Source organism: Streptomyces sp. NPDC021356, from assembly GCF_040641015.1.
Lineage (GTDB): Bacteria > Actinomycetota > Actinomycetes > Streptomycetales > Streptomycetaceae > Streptomyces.
Map to the genome: position 1 here is coordinate 54,508 of NZ_JBFACU010000031.1, position 22,180 is coordinate 76,687.

General features: G+C 69.6%; 21 protein-coding genes and 2 pseudogenes. 16 read left to right on the top strand and 7 right to left on the bottom strand.

The window, feature by feature from the left end:
* The first annotated feature begins 160 nt into the window (after positions 1–160).
* Together AB0G56_RS32090 and AB0G56_RS32095 are read left to right on the top strand one after the other, a co-directional pair.
* Complete coding sequence (locus tag AB0G56_RS32090) at positions 161–589, top strand: sugar ABC transporter permease (protein ID WP_360976340.1); 429 nt, start codon at positions 161–163, stop codon at positions 587–589.
* Positions 586–1,581: a LacI family DNA-binding transcriptional regulator gene (locus AB0G56_RS32095; protein ID WP_360976343.1), complete on the top strand. Its 996-nt coding sequence runs from the start codon at positions 586–588 to the stop codon at positions 1,579–1,581. Before AB0G56_RS32090 ends, AB0G56_RS32095 begins: the two co-directional genes overlap by 4 nt.
* Positions 1,582–1,688: 107 nt before the next feature.
* Here the strand turns inward: AB0G56_RS32095 and AB0G56_RS32100 are convergent, their stop codons facing one another.
* Positions 1,689–2,810 (bottom strand): epoxide hydrolase family protein, encoded by a 1,122-nt coding sequence (locus tag AB0G56_RS32100; RefSeq protein WP_360976346.1) that lies wholly within the window; start codon positions 2,808–2,810, stop codon positions 1,689–1,691.
* Between the two features lie 52 nt (positions 2,811–2,862).
* Positions 2,863–4,395 (bottom strand): MFS transporter, encoded by a 1,533-nt coding sequence (locus tag AB0G56_RS32105; RefSeq protein ID WP_360976349.1) that lies wholly within the window; start codon positions 4,393–4,395, stop codon positions 2,863–2,865.
* Positions 4,396–4,446: 51 nt separating this feature from the next.
* On the opposite strand from AB0G56_RS32105, the gene AB0G56_RS32110 reads away from it, so the two are divergent.
* On the top strand, positions 4,447–5,031 hold the full coding sequence (locus tag AB0G56_RS32110) for a CGNR zinc finger domain-containing protein (protein ID WP_360976352.1): 585 nt from the start codon (positions 4,447–4,449) through the stop codon (positions 5,029–5,031).
* Between the two features lie 245 nt (positions 5,032–5,276).
* Positions 5,277–5,468, top strand: coding sequence for a hypothetical protein (locus tag AB0G56_RS32115; RefSeq protein WP_360976355.1), 192 nt, complete (start codon positions 5,277–5,279; stop codon positions 5,466–5,468).
* 545 nt (positions 5,469–6,013) lie between these two features.
* Here AB0G56_RS32115 and AB0G56_RS32120 read toward each other — a convergent pair.
* Positions 6,014–7,006, bottom strand: a complete 993-nt coding sequence (locus AB0G56_RS32120) for an aldo/keto reductase (RefSeq protein WP_360976358.1) — start codon at positions 7,004–7,006, stop codon at positions 6,014–6,016.
* A 145-nt stretch (positions 7,007–7,151) separates the two neighbouring features.
* Here AB0G56_RS32120 and AB0G56_RS32125 point away from each other — a divergent pair, with 145 nt between their 5' ends.
* Positions 7,152–7,646 carry a Type 1 glutamine amidotransferase-like domain-containing protein gene (locus AB0G56_RS32125; RefSeq protein ID WP_360976361.1) on the top strand — a complete coding sequence of 165 codons (495 nt, stop codon included), beginning with the start codon at positions 7,152–7,154 and terminating at the stop codon, positions 7,644–7,646.
* Positions 7,647–7,920: 274 nt separating this feature from the next.
* Here the strand turns inward: AB0G56_RS32125 and AB0G56_RS32130 are convergent, their stop codons facing one another.
* Positions 7,921–8,886: an SDR family NAD(P)-dependent oxidoreductase gene (locus AB0G56_RS32130; protein ID WP_360976364.1), complete on the bottom strand. Its 966-nt coding sequence runs from the start codon at positions 8,884–8,886 to the stop codon at positions 7,921–7,923.
* A 148-nt stretch (positions 8,887–9,034) separates the two neighbouring features.
* Here AB0G56_RS32130 and AB0G56_RS32135 point away from each other — a divergent pair, with 148 nt between their 5' ends.
* The 11 genes and pseudogenes from AB0G56_RS32135 to AB0G56_RS32185 all read left to right on the top strand — a co-directional run.
* Positions 9,035–9,901, top strand: a complete 867-nt coding sequence (locus tag AB0G56_RS32135; protein ID WP_360976367.1) for a helix-turn-helix transcriptional regulator — start codon at positions 9,035–9,037, stop codon at positions 9,899–9,901.
* Positions 9,902–10,621: 720 nt separating this feature from the next.
* Entirely contained in the window at positions 10,622–10,897 is a 276-nt protein-coding gene (locus AB0G56_RS32140; RefSeq protein WP_360976370.1) for a hypothetical protein, read from the top strand.
* A gap of 449 nt (positions 10,898–11,346) precedes the next feature.
* A complete protein-coding gene (locus tag AB0G56_RS32145) occupies positions 11,347–12,537 on the top strand; it encodes an ATP-binding protein (RefSeq protein ID WP_360976373.1) in 1,191 nt (396 codons plus the stop codon).
* Positions 12,534–12,935: a roadblock/LC7 domain-containing protein gene (locus tag AB0G56_RS32150; RefSeq protein WP_360976376.1), complete on the top strand. Its 402-nt coding sequence runs from the start codon at positions 12,534–12,536 to the stop codon at positions 12,933–12,935. The genes AB0G56_RS32145 and AB0G56_RS32150 overlap by 4 nt, the downstream gene beginning before the upstream one ends.
* Positions 12,932–13,315 carry a DUF742 domain-containing protein gene (locus tag AB0G56_RS32155; RefSeq protein WP_360976379.1) on the top strand — a complete coding sequence of 128 codons (384 nt, stop codon included), beginning with the start codon at positions 12,932–12,934 and terminating at the stop codon, positions 13,313–13,315. The genes AB0G56_RS32150 and AB0G56_RS32155 overlap by 4 nt, the downstream gene beginning before the upstream one ends.
* Positions 13,290–13,895: an ATP/GTP-binding protein gene (locus AB0G56_RS32160; protein ID WP_360976382.1), complete on the top strand. Its 606-nt coding sequence runs from the start codon at positions 13,290–13,292 to the stop codon at positions 13,893–13,895. Before AB0G56_RS32155 ends, AB0G56_RS32160 begins: the two co-directional genes overlap by 26 nt.
* Entirely contained in the window at positions 13,892–15,232 is a 1,341-nt protein-coding gene (locus AB0G56_RS32165) for a cytochrome P450 (RefSeq protein WP_360976385.1), read from the top strand. Before AB0G56_RS32160 ends, AB0G56_RS32165 begins: the two co-directional genes overlap by 4 nt.
* A 334-nt stretch (positions 15,233–15,566) precedes the next feature.
* Entirely contained in the window at positions 15,567–16,736 is a 1,170-nt protein-coding gene (locus tag AB0G56_RS32170) for a tryptophan dimethylallyltransferase family protein (RefSeq protein ID WP_360976388.1), read from the top strand.
* A 61-nt stretch (positions 16,737–16,797) separates the two neighbouring features.
* Entirely contained in the window at positions 16,798–18,171 is a 1,374-nt protein-coding gene (locus AB0G56_RS32175) for a tryptophanase (protein ID WP_360976391.1), read from the top strand.
* A gap of 158 nt (positions 18,172–18,329) precedes the next feature.
* Positions 18,330–18,561, top strand: a pseudogene (locus AB0G56_RS32180) (IS3 family transposase); the annotation flags it as partial.
* Positions 18,562–18,714: 153 nt separating this feature from the next.
* Positions 18,715–19,000 (top strand): annotated as a pseudogene (locus tag AB0G56_RS32185) (IS701 family transposase); the annotation flags it as partial.
* 252 nt (positions 19,001–19,252) lie between these two features.
* Here AB0G56_RS32185 and AB0G56_RS32190 read toward each other — a convergent pair.
* The 3 genes from AB0G56_RS32190 to AB0G56_RS32200 form a co-directional block, all read right to left on the bottom strand.
* Entirely contained in the window at positions 19,253–20,104 is an 852-nt protein-coding gene (locus AB0G56_RS32190; protein WP_360976394.1) for a ketose-bisphosphate aldolase, read from the bottom strand.
* 95 nt (positions 20,105–20,199) lie between these two features.
* A complete protein-coding gene (locus AB0G56_RS32195; RefSeq protein WP_360976397.1) occupies positions 20,200–21,150 on the bottom strand; it encodes a DMT family transporter in 951 nt (316 codons plus the stop codon).
* Entirely contained in the window at positions 21,147–22,139 is a 993-nt protein-coding gene (locus AB0G56_RS32200) for a BadF/BadG/BcrA/BcrD ATPase family protein (RefSeq protein ID WP_360976400.1), read from the bottom strand. The genes AB0G56_RS32195 and AB0G56_RS32200 overlap by 4 nt, the downstream gene beginning before the upstream one ends.
* Positions 22,140–22,180 lie beyond the last annotated feature (41 nt).

A 22,180-nucleotide genomic window follows, 5' to 3' on the forward strand; every position in this document is an offset into this window, starting at 1 on the left:
CCCCGTCCCCGGCGTACAACTACAGCTCCGACTACGCCCGTGCGCACAGGGCAGCCACCGACGCCCAGACCAAGGTCCCGCTCAAGGGCGCCGACCCGGCCACCGTACTGCGGCAGGCGGCCGATCAGCTTGCCCAGCAGAGCGGCCGCAAGGTCGTCCGATGACGGCGGTCACACGCCGGCGCCCCCGCTCCCGGCAGGCGGCCCCGGCGGTACGCGCGCCGCGCCTGAACGGACGCCGCCTGGCACCCTACTTGTTCGTCGTGCCCGCGCTGCTGCTGTTCGCGGTATTCAAGCTGTACCCCATCGGCTGGTCGTTCCTGCTCAGCCTGCACAAGACGGTCCAGGGCGTCGACACCTTCGTCGGTCTCGACAACTACACCCGGCTCGTACACGACCCGCTCTTCTGGACAGCCCTGCAGAACACCGCCGTCATCCTGGTGGTCCCCCACCGGCCGTATGATCGACCGGCGCCAGGTCACGCTCCAGCCCGGTCCGCACCGCCTGCCGGTACCGAGGATGGGACTGGCCCGGCTGCGGAGCAGCGTGTGAAACACAAGGCTGAGCATCTGACGAAAGGGTGGGCATGAAGCTCGGCATCGTCGAGATCGCGGCCCGCGCGGGAGTGAGCGAGGCAACGGTCAGCCGGGTGATCAACCACCGGCAGGGGGTCGCGAAGACGAGAGAAGCAGTAGAGCGCGCCATGGCGGAACTGGGCTACGAGCCCCCGGTCCAGGGGCAGCTCGTGGCGGTCGTCACCGAGCACGTCTCCAACCCGTTCTTCACCGATATCGCCGAGCACATCGAGTCGGCGCTCGCCCCGCACGGTCTGAGGACCATCCTGTGTCCTTCCTTTCCCGGCGGGGTGCAGGAGCGGGAGTTCATCACCTCGATCCTCGACAAGGGCGTCATGGCCGTCGTCTTCCTCTCCGCCTCGAACACCGTGGAAGGGGCGGACATCGAGACCTACGACCTGCTCCGATCCCGGCACATCCCCTACGTCGGGGTCAACGGCACGTTCGCCGACGGCGTCCCGGCACCAGTGTTCTCGACCGACGACGCCCTGGCCGCCGAGCCGGCCGTCGACCATCTGTACAAACTCGGTCACCGCACGATCGGCATGGCAGCCGGACCGATGGGCAATCGTCCGGCCGACCGGCGCGTGCAGGGGTTCACGGACGCCATGGCGAGGCGAGGCATCGACGCTCCCCACCGCTGGGTGATCCGGCAGTCGTACACCGTGGAGGGCGGCCAGGCGGCTGCAAGCACCCTGCTCGAACTCGGCGCCACCGCCATCGTCGCGGCCAGCGACTACATGGCACTCGGCGCAATCCGCGGCCTGCGCCGTCAGGGACGTTCGGTCCCCGGGGACGTCTCCGTGGTCGGATACGACGGATCGATGATCACCGAGTTCGTGGACCCGCCGTTGACGACGGTGCGCCAGCCCACCGACCGGCTCGCGCCGGAGGTCGGCCGCAGCGTCCTGGCGCTCGTCAGCAACCGTGACACCCCAACGGGCGAACTCCTTTTCGACCCAGAACCCGTCATCCGTGCCACGACAGGTCCCGCGCCGAAAGCCTGAACGGGCCAGTGTCCGCTCGCCGAGCGCGGCCGTCGTTTTGCCGGTAACCCGGGGGACGGACAGGACCATCTGCTGGGCGCGGGCTTCCCAGGGGGTGGCACGGACAGTCAGCGGAACAGGCGGAAGAACCCGCGCACCTGCTTGACCAGCGACTCCGGCTGCTCCAGCGCGGCGAAGTGGCCACCATGCGGCAGCTCCTCGAACCAGCGCAGGTCGGTGAACCGCAGCTCGGCCTCCCGCCTCGACGGGCGGGTTATGTCGCGCGGGTAGACCGACAGCCCGGATGGCGCGGTCACCTTGTCCCGGAAGTTGGCGAAGCTCTCCCAGTACAGGCGCGCCGACGACGTGGCCGACGCGGTGAACCAGTAGACCGAGATCTCGTCGAGGATCGTCTGCCGCGACAACGCGTCCTCGGGATGGCCGTCGTTGTCCGTCCACGCCCAGAACTTCTCGGCGATCCAGGCGGCCTGCCCCGCCGGGGAGTCGGTGAGACCGTAGCCGAGCGTCTGCGGCCGGGTCGCCTGGATCGCCGAGTACCCCCGGCCGGTGCGCTGCATCTCCTTCTCGGCCTCGAGATTCGCCAGCTCCGCGGGCGTCGGGTCGTCGAACGTGCCCGCCGCCACGGATCCCAGGTTCAGGTGCACGCCGACGACCCGCTCGGGCGCCACCTCGCCCAGCACCGCGGACACCGCCGAACCCCAGTCACCGCCCTGCGCGCCGTACCGTTCGTAACCCAGCGAGACCATCAACGTGTCCCAGGCGCGCGCGGTGCGATTGATGCCCCACCCGGTCGTCGACGGCTTGTCACTCCAGCCGTACCCGGGCAACGACGGCGCGACCACGTGGAACGCGTCCGCCGGGTCACCGCCGTGCGCGCGCGGGTCGGTCAGCGGGCCGAGGACCTCCAGGAACTCGAGCACCGAACCCGGCCACCCGTGTGTGAGCACGAGCGGGAACGCGTCCGGCTCCGGCGAGCGGACGTGCAGGAAGTGGATGCCCAGCCCGTCGATCGTGTCGCGGTACTGAGGGAACACGTTCAGCCGCTCGGCGAACCCGAAGTCGTAGTCCTCGGCCCAGCTGCGGCAAAGCTCCTGCGCATACGCCAACGGCAAACCCTGTGACCAGTCGTCCACCGGCTCGCGCTCGGGCCACCGTGTCCGTCGCAATCGTTCACGCAGGTCCGCGATCTCGGCTTCCGTGATGCCGACCTCGAATGGCTCGGCGGACATGGCAAGGCTCCTTACTGGTCAAGGCGTTATCGGATCAGATGCAGGTGGACCGTCATCGCGGGCTCCCACGCGTGGCGTCGGGTTCGGGGCGACGGTCGGCGGTAGGGCGCCCGGTCAGGCTGAGGACGAGTCCGGCCAGGGGGAGTGCCGCGAGCATGGCGAGGGCCACCGGCACCGGCACGATGCCGGACAGACCCGCGACAGCGGCCGGACCGATCCCGCCACCCAGGGCGTTCATGAAGTTGAGCAGGCCCTGTGCGGTGTTGCGGTCGTCCGTGGCGACCAGGTCCGGCGCGAGGCTCACCAGTACGGCTTGGGCGCCGGCGAACCCGCACACGGTCAACGCCGTGCCGACGACGATCGGGATCGGCCCGGTGAAGATCGCGACCACGAGCACGCCGACGACGGTGAGTGCCGCAAGCCCGGCCGACACCTGCCAGCCGGTGAACCGGTCGGTCAAGGTGCCGACCAGCCGCCCGGCCGGCACCGAGCAGGCGGCGGCCGGGACCAAGAGCACGCCGGCTTCCAGGGGGCCACCGCCCGTGGCCTGCTCGATCAGGGACGGGGCGCGGAACAGCACCCCGTAGTAGCCGGCGAAGACGGTCCCGCCGATGAGCCCGGCCGCCAGGAAGCCGCGGGATGCGATCACCCGCCGAGGCACGAACCCGTCGGGCGTGCTTCGCACGCGCCACCACAGTCCCACGGCGGCGAGCGCCCCGGCGGCAGCCACGACGAGCGTGACCGGAGCGGGCAGGCCGACCGAGTGTGCCTGCAGCAACGTGATCAAGGAGCCGGCGAGTACCGACAGCACGGCCGCGCCGACGATATCGAGTCGCCCGGTCGAGCCGTTTCGCTCGCCGCTGCCGCTGCCGCTGCCGCTGCCGCTGCCGCTGCCGCTGCCGCTGCCGCTGCCGCTGCCGCTGCCGCTGCCGCTGCCGCTGCCGCTGCCGCTGCCGCTCTGCGTCAGCGCACGCCTACTCGGCAATGCGGCCAGCAGGAGGGGCAGCGCGAGGGCCGGGATCGCGAGCACGGCACGCCACCCGAGCCATGCGGTCACCGCCCCGCCCAACAGTGTCCCGCACCCCGACGCCGTCGCGCTGGCGGCCGCGATGATGCCCAGGGCGCGGATCCGTTGCCGCCGGGGAAGGGCGGTGGCCGCGGCAAAGACGGCGATCACGGTCGCGCCCGCCCCGGCGCCGCCGATCAGTCGGCCGACGATCACGACGGACAGTGTCGGCCCGGCTCCGGCGAGCACGGAGCCCGCGGCGAGCGCCACGCCCCCGGCGACGAGAACCTGGAAGGGGCTCCAGCGGACCAGCAGCCGACCCGCGACCGGCATCGCGAGCGCGGAGGTCAGCGACCACGCGGCGAGAATCCATGCGGTGGCCCCGAACGGCACCGCGAGTGCGCGGCCGATGGCCGGCAGGGCCACCGACGGCGCTCCCAGTGCCACGTACATCGGCAGCACCAGCATCCCCGAAGTCAGCCCCAGCCGACGCCCGTCCGGGGCCTCGGCTCGCTCCGGCGCCGGGGCCCCGGACGGGATCGCCTGCGGCGTCGTCCCCTGCCGGGTATGTTGTGACATGCTAAACCTCCTTTGAGTGTAACGTTACGGAGCGGTGAGGAGACACGTCAAATGCAGGATGCGTATTACAGCCCATTGGTGGTCCAGACAGCCGTCGACCTGGCCAACACCTTGAGGCCGATCAAGGGAGAGGACGCGCTCGAGACCGTGGAGCAGCTCCGGGACTTCCTTGACGACCATCCCGCGGCTGAGCCTCCGAGTTCGGCCGCGAACCAAGGGACCGGTCCGCGGCAACTCACCCGCGCCGACCTGGCGGAAGTCCGTGCGTTGCGCGAGACGGTGCGTGAGGTGCTCGAACGGGCGAACGCGGACGCGGACGAAGCTGCGGCTCTGATCAACGACGGTCTGCGTCGCAGCCGCGCCACCCCGGTACTGCGCCACGAGGACGACCGCTGGTGGACCGAGGTGACCTCCGACAGCGTCCGCTGCTCGGCGCACCTTGCCGCGACTACGCTCAGCGCACTGGCCTCCGTGATCGCCACGCTCGGTCCCGCTCGTCTCGGCGTATGTGCCGGGCCGACCTGCCGGGCCACTTTCGTGGACCTCTCGCGCAACGGCTCGAAGCAGTACTGCACCCGAACCTGCGCACACCGGGCCAGCGTCGCGGCCTACCGGAGCCGGCGCAGCCCGCGTTGAGCGCCGGCACCCGACCCTGTCAGGCCGGCGCCGGGGTGTCGTCCGAGCCCGCCTTCGGCGAACTCGTTCGGGCCTCCGAGAGGCGTTCCTCGCGATGCGAACTGCATCGCAGCGAAAGCCGCAATGCAGTCCCGAGACCGCAAGATCTCCGTTCCGATCGTCCAGGACGCAGCGCGAGCCCGGTATCAGTCCGACAAGGCACGTGCTCTTCGCGCATATCCCGAGCCGGACCGACTGACCTCTGGGTGATCGACTACGGCGCCTACGTCGATCTGCTCCACACCAACTACGCTCCCCAAGGTCACTTGCCCTTCAAAGGCGACGACGGCGAGGAGCAACACATCGGGCTCGACGTTTCGGGCCAAGACCTTCGCGCGATTCGACGGGCAATTCTCGACCTCGACGTCCAGGCAACGGCGGATCTCAAGCAAGGTTGAGCCGACCCGTGGGGGCTGGTGCCGAAGCAGGCCCTGGGCACCCATGCAACACAGCAGGACTTGACACGGAATCCGGGTGGCCCAAGCCCCGGGGCCGGGATGACGTGCACACCGTGCACCGTGCGGGCAGCGGATGGCCGCACGGCCGCAGCCCCCACGCACCGGCATGGGCCTTCCAGGGGAGCTCAAGGCGGGCCTCGACCGGGATAGTGATCGCTCGGGAAGCCGCCCTCCGGGCCCGGTACCGGTGGCCAACGCCTCTTCACCGTCCCGGCTGCCACTCCTCACCCTGTCGGCAAACGATGGCACCCTCAAGTGATCAACGCACCACCCACGGATGATCATGTGGGCGCGGACGGGTGCCGGGCGCTGGCCTTCTACGGCGAGATCGCCCCGGCTCCGGCAACCGGGGCGCGATCCTGGCCGTCGAGCAGGACGGGGCACCGCCGGCCCCATCCCGGCTGGTCGTGACCGGCGAGGTCACCGGGTGGGCGCGACGTCAACGACGTCGTCGAGCTGGGCGTCGTGCGCGTCGAGCCCACCGGCTAGCCCCGAGCGACCTCAGCGGTGTGCGCGGGGGTGTAGCGCTCGCCCATCACCTGGTTGCTCAGCGGGTCCAGCGCGGCCAGCGCCTCCGCGTCCAGGGTGAGTTCCAGCGCGGCCGCGTTCTGCTCCAGCCGGGCCGGGCTGCGGGTGCCCGGAATGGTCGCCACCGCCACCCCGAGCCGCTCGGCCTGGGCGTACACCCAGGCCAGCGCCACCTGGGCCGGGGTGGCACCCAGCCGGTCGGCCACCTCGCGCACGGTCTGCGCGATCTTCTCGTTGGCCTCGCCCGCCTCGCCGGCGAAGCGGGGGTTGGTGCGCCGGAAGTCCTTCTCGCCCAGTGCGGAGCGGTCCAGGGTGCCGGTCAGGAACCCCCGTCCCAGCGGCGAGTACGGCACCAGCCCGACCCCCAGCTCGGCCATCACGGGGGTGACCGCCTCGACGTCGCGGGTCCACAGCGAGTACTCGCTCTGCACCGCGGTGATCGGGTGCACCGCGTGCGCCCGGCGCAGCAGCTCGCCGTCGACCTCGGACAGGCCCAGATGGCGGACCTTGCCCGCCTCGACCAGCTCGGCCATCGCCCCGACGGTCTCCTCGATCTCCACGTCCTGGGGCGGGCGGTGGGCGTAGTACAGGTCGATCACCTCGACGCCCAGCCGCAGCAGCGAGGCGTCGCAGGAGCGCAGCACGAAGTCCCGGGCACCGCGGATGCGGCGTCCCCGGTCGCCGGCACTGCGGTCGATGCCGAACTTGGTGGCCAGCTGCACCTGGTCCCGACGGCCGTGGATGGCCCGGCCCACCAGCACCTCGTTGTGCCCGGTGCCGTAGGAGTCGGAGGTGTCCAGGAACGTGATGCCCAGCTCCAGGGCCCGGTCGATGGTGGCCAGGCCGCCGTCCCAGTCGGCGGCGCCGTAGCTCTCGCTCATCCCCATGCACCCCAGGCCCATCGCGCTGACGGTGAGACCGGGCGAGCCGAGCGTGGTTCGAGTGATCATGCGCGGATACTCCTCCTGCCCGGCGGACCGGGCGGTACCTCGAGGGCTGACGAACGCCTCCGAAACTAGGACTTGGAGCGCGCTCGAAGTCAAGCCGGAGGACCGGCCCCCGCCGACGGGTCGGGCGCGGCAGGAGCGGGTGAGGGTGAAGCGGACCACCGGCAGCAGGTCGCCGCAGGGCCCGGACACCCATGGCCTGCTCCGGCAGATGGTGCTCGACCGGCTGCTCCACGCCGACGTCATCTATGTCGGGGGCGGCATCCATTACCACCTCGCGCGCAGCATCACCGGCAGCGGCCTGGCCGACGGCTTCCTGGAGGCGCTGAAGAGCCGGTTCTCTGTGGGGTTCAGGGCCGGATCAATGATCTTCGGCCGTCATCGCACCGGACACTCTGCCGACGTCATCGGGGCACCACGGACCTCCACGTGCTCGGCGCGACGACCGTGGAGCCACCGTTCGGCCTCTTCGACTGGTATCTCTTCGACTGGTATCTCAAGCCTCACCTGTACTCATCGGATCCCCGAGCGGGACGACGCCTGGGCTGATCGCATCGCTGCGCGGGCGGACTTCCCGGTCTACTTCATCGACGACGAGACGGCCGTTCGCGTCAGGGACGGCAAGGTGAATGTCATTTTCTGAAGGCCGGTGGCGGTTCCATCCGTGACTCAACAAGACGGTGCAGCCGGTCCAGCCCCGCCCGACGGGCCGGAAAGTCCCCCTGTACGAGAAGGTCGCCCGCCGGTTCTGGATCCGCCGCCGCTGCCCGCTGTGCGACGCGAAGGCCGGCCAGCCTGCGCCGACCCGGGCGAGCCCGGAGGCAAGGCAGTCCGGCGCGAGCACGGCCACGACGAACGCATCGAGCCGATCTCTTCGTCCGGCCCTTGTTGGTCTTGCGGTTCGGTCCCGGCTCGATCTATCGGGGGGAGCCGCTCGGCACCTCGTCTGAGGACGGTTCCGCCCGCCCTGCGTACGCTGCGGTGAATCGCTCGGCGGCCTCCCAGAGCTGACCTTCGCGCAGCGGGTCGTAGGACTCCTGCGACGAGCGGTCCGCACGGCTGCGGTCGACGTAGGAGCCGGTCGGCGCCTGGGTCGTGCCCAGGACGACGTCGGCGAGGTAGCGGCCGGCAGCGTTGCGGCTGGTGGCGAACGGGGTGAGGGTCAGCACCGGCATGATGCGGCGCATCGCGAACCGGGAGACGGGTCCGGCGTTGCGGGTGAGGCCGGTGCCGGGGACGAACCCCGGGTTGTAGGCGACGGCGTCGATCCCGGCCGGCAGCCGGCGCGCGTACTCGTGAACCAGGTAGATGGTGGCCAGTTTGCTCGTCGAGTAGGCGGTACGCCCGGCGGCTGTGGTGTCCGGCTTGGGGAAGGCGCCCGTGCGTGCGAGGACGTCCGGGGACTTCCAGGCCGGGCCGGGCACCATGCCCATGTTGTGCTTGAAGTCACCGAAGTGGGTGTCGCTGGCGGTGATCACGATCCGGGCGGGAGCGGTGAAGCGGTCCTGGAGCAGTCGGACGAACAGGTGGTTGGCGAGCACGTTGACAGCGAAGGTGGCCTCGAACCCGTCGGGTCCCTCGGTCAGCGCGTTCGTGTACTGCATGCCCGCGTTGCCCACGAAACCGCGCAGCGGCGGCAGGTCACCGCGCTCCAGCCGGTCGTGGATCTCGCCGGCAGCCGAGCGGACACCGGCCAGCGAGCCGAGGTCCGCCTGGACGTGCGAGACCGTGTGCCCGCCCGCGCCGAGCTCCGCGGTGAGCTGCGCGCCAGAGCCGCGGGCCACGACCAGGAGGTGCGTGTCCGGCGACCGGCGCAGGATGTGCTCTGCGGCGACGCGGCCGATTCCGCGGCTTGCGCCCGTCATCACGATGGTGTGCTTCATGGAAGGCTCCTCAACTGGTCAGCCGATGGCGCCCGGCTGGGGCGCATCTCCACGTTCGCCGGTGGTACCGCCGCCGACCAGTGCCGTCCCCGTCACCAGGACTGGCAGTACCCAGGCTCATCCGGCGCCGCGCGGCGACAATGAACCCATGGCTTCCTCCCGCTCCGATTTCGCGGTACTCCTGCGCGCCTGGCGCGACCGGCTGTCGCCGGCCGACGCCGGTTTCACGATGACGGACGGCCGTCGAGCGCCGGGACTGCGCCGCGAGGAGCTCGCGCAGCTGGCCGGGCTCTCCGTCGACTACGTCCTGCGCCTGGAACAGGGGCGCGCGAAGAACCCCTCGGCCCAGGTCGTCGGCGCCCTGGCCCGGGCCCTTCAGCTCTCCCGCGCCGAGCGCGACCAGCTGTACCGAAGCGCCGGCCTCCTTCCGCCCCGGGACGGGACGGTCAGCACCCATGTGCCCCCGGGCATCCAACGGCTGGCCGCGCGCCTGGGCGACGTACCGATCGGGGTGTTCACCGCTGACTGGACCCTGGTGTGGTGGAACACCACGTGGAGCGCCCTGCACGGCGACCCCGCCATCCTCCCGGCCGCCGAACGGAATCTCGCCCGTGCGCTCTTCGGCAACGGTGCCGCGCATGCCTCGATGCGTCCCGTCCGGTCCGAGCGCGGACAGGACGCCTTCGCGGAGTCGATCGTCGCCGACCTCAAGGACGCCGCCTCCCGCTACCCCAAGGACGCCCAGCTCGATCACCTCGTGCAGGAACTGCGAGAAGCATCCGATGCCTTCGCCCATCACTGGGCCACGCCAACGGCCGCCGCCCAGCACACGACGGACCGCAAGACGATCCGGCACCCGGAGATCGGCGACATCCTGCTCGACTGCGACGTCCTCGTCGTCCCCGGCGCAGACCTGCGCATGGTCACCTACACGGCAGCGACCGGAAGCAGCGACGCGGGCAAACTGGACCTTCTTCGCGTCACAGGTGGCCACACCGCCACCGCACTCCCCTGACCGACGACTGCTGGACGCGTTCACCACGCCGTTTGGACGAACGGGCCTTGACCCTTGATCCTGGACACGCGAGACACTGGATCATGCCGCGGCATGGGGCCAGGAACACGGGATCACCAGGGACGAACTCATGAGCCGATTGGGCGGCAGCTCGTGACACGGTGATCGGCGCACGCCCAGTGCGGTCCAGTCGACTCGTGGGTGTCATGTCGTGGCCGGGTGGAGCGCCGCCCCGAAGGGTGGCCGCGCACAGTCGGCCCAGGCGTGACTGCGCCGACCGTCCCGCGCTTGTGATCCACGTGCCGCTTGGGTGACCGTCCCGCGCTGGTGATCCACGTGCCGCTTGGGTGACCGTCCCGCGCTGGTGATCCACGTGCCGCTTGGGTGACCGTCCCGCGCTGGTGACCTACGTGCCGCTTGGGTGACCGTCCCGCGCTGGTGACCTACGTGCCGCTTGGGGCGGCAGGTCAGTCGCGATCCTTCGCCCTGCCTGGAGGAGGGCGGGGCGGCGGCGGAGACGCGGCCGAAGCGGCGCGGGGAACATCCCCGTGCCAGGGTGAGGGGGGCGCGAGCGCCGGAGCCAGGCGCGCGTGCTCGGCTTCACCCACGACGACCGCCACCTCCGCCCCGGCACTCACCTCGTCGAAGGTTTCGCCCGTCCTGTCTCCTGGGCGAGCGCAGTGAAGACTCGGAAAGCAAGGGGGCAGGTTCGGTCGGCCCATGGCTTCCCAGATCAGTGGGCAGCCGGTTGCCGGGGCAGGTGACTCGGTCTTGGTGGGAAAGCTGGCGGAGCGGGAGGCGGCTGCCCGTGTGCGGGCGGAGGGCTTGCTGGAGGAAGCCGCTCGGCCGGCCGGGGCGCTGGGGGCTGCGGAGAACGAGCTGGACAGGCTGACGATCGCACGGGAGGAACTGATCGAGGCCCTGGCGGTCTCCGCACCCGAGGCCACTGTCGTGACCGGGACGGGGACCGGGAGCGAAGCGGATCGCTCGCGCTGATGCCGAATGATCGGTCGCGTTGCCGTACGCGTGTGCGAGGCGATCGCGTGATCGGGTGGGCGAGTCGAAGTCAACCGGCACGGGTCTCCTGGTGGAGGAGCGGGCGGCGGGCCCCGCTGCGCGGGACGCGGCCTGGCTGCCACCCGATGGCGGTCGGCGGTGCCCAGGTTTACGGACCGCGCAGGCTGCGCTGTGGCGTTCCGCTTACCACGACGGAGGTCGGGCGACCGTCGACAGGAGTTGCCCGCTGTGCCGGGCCCCGGGCACCCGCGCGCTCACTTGGTGATCAGTCAACATGACTAAATGATATGGTCATTGGGCTTGCCGAGCGGGACGTCCCCTTCACAAGTCGCCCTCGGCAAGGCGGTCCGGGCGGCGAGTGCGGCCGCCGCCGAGGACCTCATGGACAGGTTCCAGTAAATGGACTCCAGTCGTTTGAAGAGAGTCATATGACGAACTACTTGCAGGACCCGGCGGTCTGGGCGTTGGCTGCCGGCGTCCCTGCTGCGGCCACGCTCGCTGTGCGTCAGCGTAGGACGATCAGAGCTTTACGCCAGGAGGGACAGGGGCTCGAAGAGTCCAACGCCGGGCTGCGGAGCCAGTGCGTCGACCTCGAAGCCACCATCGCCGAACTGCGCAGCGGTTACGACGAGGTTGTCCGGCAGGCCAAGGAGGAGGCGGAGAACGCGACGAAGACCGTGCTGAAGTCCGCGATGCGGACACTTCAGGGTCTTGCCGCGGAGCAGCAGAAGGCCATCTCCCAGTTGCAGCAGAAGTACGGCGACTCGGCTGTTCTGCGGGACATGCTGGACATCGACCACATGAACAGTCAGTTCGGCAGGCGCGCGCAGTCCATCGCCGTGCTGTGCCAGGGCTGGCTCGGCAGACAGCGGGATCCTGCATCGGTCTACGACGTGATTCGCAGCGCTCAGGGGAGGATCCGCCACTTCCCGCGGGTCGAGATCCTCTCGCAGGTCAATTTCGCCGTGATCAGCCGGGCGGTAGAGCCGGTGGCGCTCGCAGTCGCCGAGCTGCTCGACAACGCCACGAGCTATTCGGCACCTGAGACCGTGGTCGAGGTCAACGTGCGCACGGTGCCGAGCGGCATCTGCATCGTGATCGACGACGCGGGCGTCGGGATGAACGAGGAGGAGAAGACCCACGCCTCTGCCCTCCTCTCGGGTGCGCGTGCGGCCAGCGTCAGCGATCTGGGCAATCCGCCGCAGTTCGGCTTCGCGGTCATCGGCGCCTTGTGTGCTCGTTACGGATTCAGCGTGACGGTCGACACCGCCTCTCCCTACGGTGGCGTCCGTGCGGTGGTTCTCCTGCCGAAGGACTTGCTCACCAGCATGCCGGAGCCGAAGCCCGCCGCAGCTCTGACGGACCCAGGCTCGAACGGGAGCGAGCCGGAGGCGCCGGGGACCACGGCCGACGGGCTGCCCAAGCGCAGGCGCAAGCGAAGCATGAGTGTCGTGTCGAACAGTGAGCCGCCCGCTCGCCCGCTCGCTCGTTCGAGCAGTGAGACGGCATCGATCATGGGCGCGTTCCAGCGTGGCACCGATCGCGGCCGGACCACACTGCCGGACTTCGCGCGCCAGCCGGACCGCGCCGACGTACGCAAAGGACCTGACACCCCGTGAATACTGATCTGTCCTGGATGCTCGACAGCGCACTGGAGATTCCCGGGGCCCTGCACGCGGTCCTGATCTCCGCCGACGGACTGGCGATGTCCCGCACTGCGGAGCTCGGGCGTGACTCGGCCGAGAGGGTCGCTGCCGCGATGAGTGGAGTTCAGTCACTCAGCCGCTCCCTCGGGTTCTTCTGTGACGACGACAGCCTGCAGTGGCGCCAGACCCTGGTCGAGTTCGACGGCGGCTGGGTGTTCCTCGTCTCAGCCGGACCTGGCGCATACCTGGCGGTCGCGGCGTCGCCCGAGGTCGACATGGCCGACATCACCTTCCGTATGCAGCAGCTCGTCGGCCAGCTCGGCAAGGAACTGTCGACACCTCCCCGTGAAGGCATCGGTCACCGCCCATGACCGACCAAGGCCTTCCTGAGTCCGAACTCGAATCCGCTCATTTAGTCCGGCCCTATGTCATCACCGGCGGACGGGATCTGCCCGGCGAGGATCAGTTCTCGCTGATCACCCTCGTCACGACGGCCACCGACCAGCGGCAGCGTCCCACTCGGCTCTCTCCGGAGGAGCAGCAACTCCTGGAGATGTGCTCGGGCGGTTACCTCTCCGTCGCCGAGATCGCCGGTCACGCCCACCTCCCGCTGGGTGTGCTCAAGGTCCTTCTCAGTTCCCTCGCCGAGGGCGGCTACCTGGTCACCCGCGCGCCGGTGCCCCGGGCTCGCCTGGTCGACCAAGAACTCCTGCAGGAGGTGTTGGATGGTCTCAAGGCCCGTCTTGGATGACGCTGCCTACGTACGGAGCGGCGCGGAGCAGACCGCTGTGAAGATCCTGGTCGTCGGACACTTCGCTGTCGGCAAGACCACACTCATCAGCACCCTCTCCGAGATCACCCCTCTGTCCACCGAGGAGAGCATGACGCGCGTCTCCGAGGCCGTCGACGACCTCAAGGGAGTACGCGGCAAGACCACCACCACGGTCGCCCTGGACTTCGGGCGGCTGACGCTCAGCGACCGCGTGGTGCTCTACCTCTTCGGCACCCCGGGACAACAGCGGTTCGTCAACCTCTGGCAGGACATGGCCCGCGGCGCCCTGGGAGCCCTGGTCCTGGTGGATCCCGAGCGGCTGGCGGACTCCTTCGCCGTCATGGATCTGATCGAGGAGCACGGACTCGACTACGCCATCGCCATCAACCACTTCGACGGTACCCCTGCACGTACGGAGGCGGCAGTGCGCGAAGCGCTCGATCTGCTCCCCGACACCCCGGTCGTCGTCATGGACGCACGGGACGAGAGATCGTCGACAGACGCCCTGATCACGCTGGTTCGCTACCTGCAGCAACGCGCCGCCCTGGAGCACGCATGACCACCACCCCCGTTCCACCACCCGGCTGTCCCGCGCACGGCAGCGGCCAGCCGATCCCCCTTCACACCCCGCAGTTCGCCGCCGACCCGAAGGCCTTCTACGCCTACATGCGTCAGCACGGTCCCGCCACGCTCGTCGAGCTCGCTCCCGGCGTGGAAGCGACCCTGGTGACGGACTACGGCGCGGCGCTCGATCTCCTGCAGAATCCGACCGTCTTCCACAAGGACTCACACCGCTGGCGAGCCCTCGGTGAAGGGCGGATACCCGCCGACAGCCCGGTCCTTCCCCTGCTTGCCCCACGGCCCAACTGCATGTTCACCGACGGCGCCCCTCACCTGCGGCTGCGCCAGGCCGTCACCGACAGTCTGGCCCGGATCAACGACGTCCGCCTGAGCCAGACCGTCGAGCGGGTCGCCCAGTATCTCATCGCCCAGTTCAGCGCCCGCGGCTCGGCCGACCTGCTCAACGACTACGCCAAGCCGCTTCCCCTGTTCGTGTTCAACGAACTCTTCGGCTGTCCGCCGGAGATCGGTGACCGGGTCATGTTCGGCATCGCCGGCATGTTCGACGGCATCAACGCGGAACAGGCCAACCAGGTGCTCGTCCAGGCCGTCGGCGAACTGGTCGCGCTGAAGCGGGCCCAGCCGGGCGATGACGTCACCTCCTGGCTGATGGAGCATCCAGCGCAGCTGAACGACATGGAGATGGTTCACCAACTCGTACTGCTGCTCGGCGCCGGTGCAGAGCCACTGCGCGGGCTCATCGGCAACACCCTGCACCAGGTGTTCACCAACGAGCGCTTCGCGCGCAGCGGATTGCTGGACGAAGCCCTCGACGACACGCTGTGGCGCAATCCGCCCATGGCCAACTACGCGCCGCACTACCCGGCCGTGGACACGGACGTGGCGGGTCACAAGGTCCGCGCCGGAGAGCTGGTACTGGTGAGCTTCGCCGCCGCCAACGCCGCTCTGGCGGACCAGGCCAGCAGCAATCGCGCTCACCTCGCCTGGAGTGCCGGCCCTCACGCCTGCCCCTCCAAGGAGCCCGCCCGTCTCATCACCTTGACGGCCATCGAGCATCTGCTCAACGAACTGCCCGATGTCGAACTCGCGGTCCCGGAGGAGAGCCTGGTCTGGCGGCCCGGCCCCTTCAACCGGGCGTTGGCGCAGCTTCCCGTCCGGTTCGCCCCGGTCAAGCCACGGGTCTCCGCGCAGCCTCAGCAGCCGGAGGCGCCTCTGCGGCCGCAGACGCCTCAGCCCTCGGCGTCCGGCATCGATCAGAGCAACTCCAAGCGCCCCGGACGGTGGAGCGCCTTCCTCGCCTGGCTACAGAAGTGACGCACGCGACACACGAGGTCGTTGCTAGCTGCATGAATGGCGAACCACTGGGGTAGGACTGCGCGGACTGTTCGGGGTTGTCACAAGGTGAAGGAGAGACAGTGGGGTCCCACGACATACCTGTTCATCAATCCATGGCAGGGCCACCCCGGTGGCGACGGTCCCTCCTTCAGCCGGACAACCTCGCGCACAGGCCCGGGCGCGGTGAAGAACGCGGTCGGACGCCCGTCTCTCCCGGCGGGTATCCGGGTGGCTCCTCGCTCACCGGCAGGTCGCCCGCGTGGTTGATGCCGGCGTGCCACCGGTCCGGGTGCCGACCGCCGCTGGGGGGACGGTGAAGGCACTGTCGACGTCCGCCGCACCGGGGGCAGCATCCGCGGCAGGACCTGGCAGAGCCACGCTCGGCGGCCACGTCCTGGACCAACTGGTGCGCCTCGCCCCCGTCGCCGAGCTGAAGGACGCGGACACGATCGCATACGGCCAGGTACTCATGGAGTCCCTGTCGGACACTGCGCACCGGCCGTTGTCCCTGCCGCCGGCCTCGCCCAGCTTCATCTCCGACGACCACACCCCGGTCGAGTTCTCCCTCGCCTTCACCCGGGACGCCGATCCGCATCTGCGGGTGCTGGTGGAACCCGGCTGCGCCGTCGGTGACGTGGCCGGCAGCGGTCGTGTCGGCCTGGCGGCCATCCGTGAGATGGCCGCCCGATGGGATTTCTCCACCGCTCAGCTCGACGCCGTGGAGGACCTCTTCTTCCCGGCCGACCCACAGGGCCCGCTGGCCCTCTGGTACGCGCTGGAGCTGCGTCCCGGAGGGGTACCCGGGGTCAAGGTGTATCTGAATCCCTCAGCTGCCGGCCCCGGGAACGCCGCCCGGACGGTGCGGGAAGCGCTGCGCCGGCTCGGCCACCCCCACGCATTCGACGTGCTTCCCGCGGGAGCGGGCTACCCCTTCATCGCCCTCGACCTGGGCGACTGGGCGACGCCCCGCGTCAAGGTGTACGTCAAGCATCCCCGTATGTCCGCGGACGACGCCGCCACGGTGAGCCGTACCACGCCCGGCCTGGCGGAAGACCAGGTCACGACCTTCTTCCAGCTAGCCGCAGGAACGGTTCCGCTGCCCGGTCGGAGGGCCGAGGAGAGACAGCGGCTCCTACGGCGGCCCGCGCTCACCTGTCATGCCTTCACTGACGGCAAGGCCACTTCACCGAGCGGCTTCACACTGCACATTCCCGTCCGGGACTACGTCCGCGACGACAGCGAGGCCCTCGCCCGGGCGACGGCTCTGCTGCGCCACTTCGGCATCGGTGCCTCGGCTCTCCGCCGAGCCCTGTCTGCGCTCACCCCCCGGAAACTCACCGACGGCGTCGGCCTGATCGCCTACCTGGCCCTGGCGCACGAACAGCACCGGCAGCCGCGCGTCACCGCTTACCTCTCCTCCGAGGCGTACGCGGTCCGTCCGCCGCTGACCCTGCCCCTGCGGGAAGCAGTCAGCCTCCCCTGAGCAGGGACGAAGCATCGCAAGCCATTCACGAAGCACACGCAAGGCAAAAGGAAGAACCCAAGTGGAGCCCTACCGCATCAAGGTTGTCGAGCCCCTGGCCTTCACCACCCGGACGCAGCGTGAGGAGGCCCTCGAACGGGTCGCCTACAATCCCTTCGATCTGCGTGCCGACGAGGTCACCATCGACCTGCTGAGTGACTCGGGAACCGGCGCGCTCTCCGCGGCACAACAGGCCGCCGGTATGAACGGCGACGAGTCCTACGCAGGATCCCGCTCGTTCTACCGCTGGCACGCAGTCGTCAGCGAACTCACCGGCTACCCGCACATCTTGCCCGTCCATCAAGGAAGAGCGGCGGAACGCGTTCTGTTCTCCGTGCTTCTCAGACCCGGCGGCACCGTCCTGTCGAACACCCACTTCGACACCACCCGAGCCAACGTGGAACTGACCGGCTGCCAGGCACGTGACCTCCCGTGCGCCGAGGCCGCCGACCTCGACAGCCATTATCCCTTCAAGGGCGACATCGACCTGTCCGCTCTCCAGCAGGCGCTCGAGAGCGCAGAGGAATCCCCCGTTTCGGCCGTGGTGATGACCATCACCAACAACGGCGGTGGCGGGCAGCCCGTCTCCATGGAGAACCTGCGACGGACGGCCGACCTGTGCCGCCTTCACAACGTCCCCATGATCCTGGACGCCGCGCGTTTCGCGGAAAACGCCTGGCTGGTGACCCGCCGCGAACCCGGCTACCAGGACCGCACCCCCCGCCAGGTCGCCGAAGAGGCATTCAGGCTGGCGGACGGGTGCATCATGAGCGCGAAGAAGGACGGCATCGTCCACATCGGCGGCTTCATCGGCCTCAAGGACCCCGAACTCGCCGAGAAGTGCAACGGGCTGCTCATCGCCACCGAAGGCTTCTCCACCTACGGCGGCCTGGCCGGCCGTGACCTCGACATGATGGCCCAAGGCCTCCTTGAGGTCACCGAGCCGGCCTATCTGGCGGAGCGCGCCGAAGCGGCCGACTACCTCGCCGATGCCATCCGTGCCGCAGGCGTCGACATCGTCGAACCCGCCGGCCTGCACGCCCTCTATCTCAACGCCGGGCGCCTGCTGCCCCACATCCCTCCTCATCAGTACCCCGGCACTGCCCTGGTCTGCGAGCTCTACCTCCGTGGAGGCATCCGCTCCGCAGAGCTGGGATCCCTCTACCTCGGCGAGGAGGACGAACAGGGGAACCCCGTCAAGAGCGCTCCGTACGAGCTGGTGAGGCTGGCACTCCCGCGCCGGGTCTACACCCGCAGCCACTACGACCACGTCGCCCAGACCCTGGCGGACATAGCCAAGGACCCCGGCTCGGTACACGGATACCGCGTCGTGGGGCAGTCCCCGATCCTTCGCCATTTCAGCATTCGACTGGAACCGGTGAACCCTGCAGGGTGACGCCCTCGCCGACCCCGCCCGTCCGGCGACCGCCTGGTGCACCGAAGTGGCCGAGCGAGCGGTCATGACGGCCCCACGACGAAGGAAGAGGTCAACCTGCCGCCACAGTGAAGCGCTCCGGGTCTGGTGGAGGCTCGATTCCTTGAGGGGATCGAGCCATGGCCCGTCCGTCCCCTTGCCCTGCCGAGCTTCGTGAGCGTGCGGTGCGCATGGTCGCGGAGGTCAGCTCCAACTACCCAGCTGAATGGGCCGCGATGAAGGCGGTCGTCGCGAAGCTGTGCATCGGTTCCGCCGAGACGGTGCGGGCATGGGTATGCCAAGGCCGAGGTCGACACCGGCCGACGTCCCGGGGTGACCTCGGAAGAGGCCGCGGAGATCAGGCGGCTGAAGGCACCTCGCTTGTCCACTCTCATGTACACCCGCTCCTTATGGCCCGTCTGGGTAGAGGCAGATCTCCACTTCTGGCGTGACCAGGAAAAGGACGTCACCGGCCGGTCAAGGGGCGCCAGGCTGCCCCGCATCCTGGCGGCCGGTGATCAGGTCACTGTCCAGGAATTGGTGCGGGTCGCCGGGGCACGCTGGGCGATCGAGGAATGCTTTCAGGCCGCGAAGAACGAATGCGGCCTGGACCTGTACGAAGTCCGCCGCTACGTGGGCTGGTATCGGCACATCACTGTGGCCATGCTCGCGCACGCCTTCCAGGGCCGCCACGGCACGCCGGCCCTGGGAAAAAGGGGCGGAACAGGTGGGACAGCCGGGGCCATCGAGCTCACAGCGGCGGAGGTTCGGCGACTCCTGGCAGCTTGTTGTGCCCGGTCCCCGCACCTGAGCGGACACCGAGGACTACACCACGCGCTGAGCTGGTCGAACTGGCGTCGCCGACGCCGACAGTCGCCCGCCGCTGTCACTACCTGCGGCGCTGTCGCACGATCGAGGGGCGGTCCCCGTGAGACCGCCCCCACACGGTCGAAGTCCCGCTACACTCCAGCCGCCCAGCGAAACCCGCAGGTCAGACAGCAAAGTCCGGCTGGAGTACTAGGCGACATCAGGTGCGGGGAAAGCTTCGGCCCCGCTCAGCCGCTCAGCCACTCACCACACCGAGCAGGACCCGGACCGTCTCCGCCATCGTCTCCCGGCCCTGGGCGACGTAGGGGCGGGGGTCGGTCAGGTCGGGGCGCTCCGCCAGCGTCTCGCGGACCGCGCCGGTGAACGCGACGTTGAGAGCGGTACCGATGTTGATCTTCACGATGCCCGCCTGAACGGCTTGTCGCAGATCGTCGTCGCCGACGCCCGACGAACCGTGCAGCACCAGAGGTACGGGCACGGCCTCCCGCAGGCGTTCGATGAGCGCGTGGTCCAGGGTCGCGGAGCGTTCGGTCATCGCGTGGCTGCTGCCGACGGCGACGGCCAGGGCGTCCACGCCGGTGTCCGCGACATAGCGCGCCGCCTCCTGCGGGTCGGTGCGCACCCCGGCCGCGTGGGCGCTCGCGGGAGCGTCGGGCTTGCCGCCCACATAGCCGAGTTCGGCCTCCAGCCACAGGCCCGCGCCGTGGGCCCACTGGGCCGCGGCGCGGGTGGCGGCGAGGTTCTCGGCGTACGGCTGCGCCCCGGCGTCGAACATCGCGGAGGAGAACCCCGCGTCGGCCGCCGTGCGCAGCAGCCGCATGTCCGTCACGTGGTCCATGTGCAGTGCGACGTCGACGTCACAGGCCTTGCCGACCTCGGCCGCGGCCCGCGCGATCGGCTCGACCCGGCCGCCGTGGAACCGTACGGCGTTCTCGCTGATCTGCAGGATCACCCCCGGGGCGCCCGCGGCGGCCGCGCCGGCGGTGATCGCCTCGGCGTGCTCCAGCGTGATCACGTTGAACGCCGCGACGGCCCGCCCTGCGGCGGCGGCCTTCGAGACGAGTTCGCGCGTGGGAACCAGGGGCATAAAGGTGTCCCCTCGCTTTCATGTCGGTTCGGTGAGTACGGGCCGGTGTCGGCCCGTACCGCTACGTGGTTCGGCCGGTACGGATACGTGGGCGATCAGGACTTCTGCGGGACCGGACTCACGTCCGCGCCGTCGTCCGCCGCGCCCGGGGCGACGGAGTTCTCGCCGCTCTTCTCGTCGCTGTAGACCATCAGGGTCGAGCCCGCGAGGGCCAGCACGATACCGAGGGCGCCCCACACGTTCGGGAGCGTCCGGTAGACCGCCAGGGACAGCACGATGGTCAGCACCGGGGCCAGCGCGTTGGTGATGGGGGCGACGACCGTGGCCTTGCCCCGGCTGAACGCCATGACCAGGAACAACGCGCCGACCGCGTTGAGGACCTGCGTCACCGCGGTGAGTGCCGGCGCCTGCCACGGAGCGTGGGACGGGAAATCGCCCATCATCACGAACGCCACCGGAACCAGCAGCAGTCCGCTGATGGTCATCCAGCCGAAGGTCGTCGCGTCGTTGACCCCGACCACCGCGGCCTTGCGCATGCAGAACGCCTGCACGCCCCAGGCCACACAGATCAGGATGGCCATCAGCAACCACGGGCCGTGCGAGTTCGAGTCGTCCCTGCCGCTGGGAATGCTGAGCAGCACGATCGCCGCCAGCGCCGCGACGACACCCACCAGGGCGAGCCGGTTGATCCGCTCCCGCAGCAGCGCCATCGCCATGAGGACGGTGACCACCGGCGAGAGCGACACCAGGGGGAAGATCAGGTACGCCGGGCCGTTGGCGAGCGCGTGGAACAGCAGGAGTTGGCCGCCGGCGCCGGTCAGTCCCGCGATCAGTCCGTACACGGCGGCGATCGGCCGGCGGTCGAACGTGTTGCCGCGCATCGCGAAGTACGCGGGTATGAGCATCGTGAAGGCCCAGATGATGTAGATCATCTCGTTGGGGTAGCCGTACCTGCTGTTCGGCTCGCTGGAGAAGGCGCCCCACACACCCCAGAACAGGACCAGCAGCGACGCGTACAGGATCCAGCTCTTCGTGCCTCTGTTCATCGGTCTTCCCCTTCTGAGGCAGAGATCCCGGAGGCCATGCGCAGCGCGTCGAGCGCGGGCTGGTCGAGCGGGGTTCCGGCGATTTTCGCCGCGTACAGGGCGGCACCTACGACGGGCTCGTACAGAGGGTGTCGCAGTTCGTAGTGGGTGAAACGACTCTTCAGTCCGGTGGCGAACGCCTCCAGAACCGCGTCCGCGCCGAAGGTGCCGCCCGAGTAGGAGACCGGCACGGTCTCGTCCGGGCCGAACTCCAGCCGCTCGCGGGTGACTTCGACGAGCAGGGCGAGTTCCCGGCCGGCCTCGGCGAGGATCGCCGAGGCGGCCTCGTCGCCCAGACCGGCCGCCTCGGCCACCGAGCGGCTGAGCGCGGCGATCCGGCTGCGGTCGCCCTGCCACTGGTTGTGGACGACGTCGATCACGTCGAGGTCGGACGCGAGATCCAGGTGGCGCCGGAACACCTCGGCCAGGGGGCCCTGGGGGAGCCGTCCGTCGCCCATCCGCGAGAAGGCGTTGAGGCCGCGGACCGCGATCCAGTGCGCCGATCCCTCATCGCCGAACATCTCGCTCCAGCCACCGACGCGCACGCCCCGGCCCAGCCGCTCGCCGTAGGTCATGGAGCCGGTGCCGCTGATGACGTTGATGCCGTCGACCGCGCCCAGTGAACCGGCCCAGCCGCAGACCATGTCGTTGTCGCAGGCGTAGCGGTCGTGTCCGAGCACGGCTCGCGGGGTCGCGTTCAGGACGGGCAGATCGCGGGCCGCCTCCCCGTAACCGGGCAAGCCGAAAAAGGCGTACTCGATGTCGGCGGGGGTCAGCTCGGCCGCCGTACAGACAGCGTCGACGCCTTCCCCCAGCACACGCTCGACGAGCTCGATGCCGTGGGAGAAGTAGTACGAACTTGCCGCCTGCGCTCGCGCCACGACTTGTCCGCCCCGGTCGACCAGGCAGAATGCGGTTTTCGTACCGCCACCGTCGACACCTAGGAACATCGTTGTACCTCCGTCCGGCGCCCTGGATCCGCGCCGTTGAT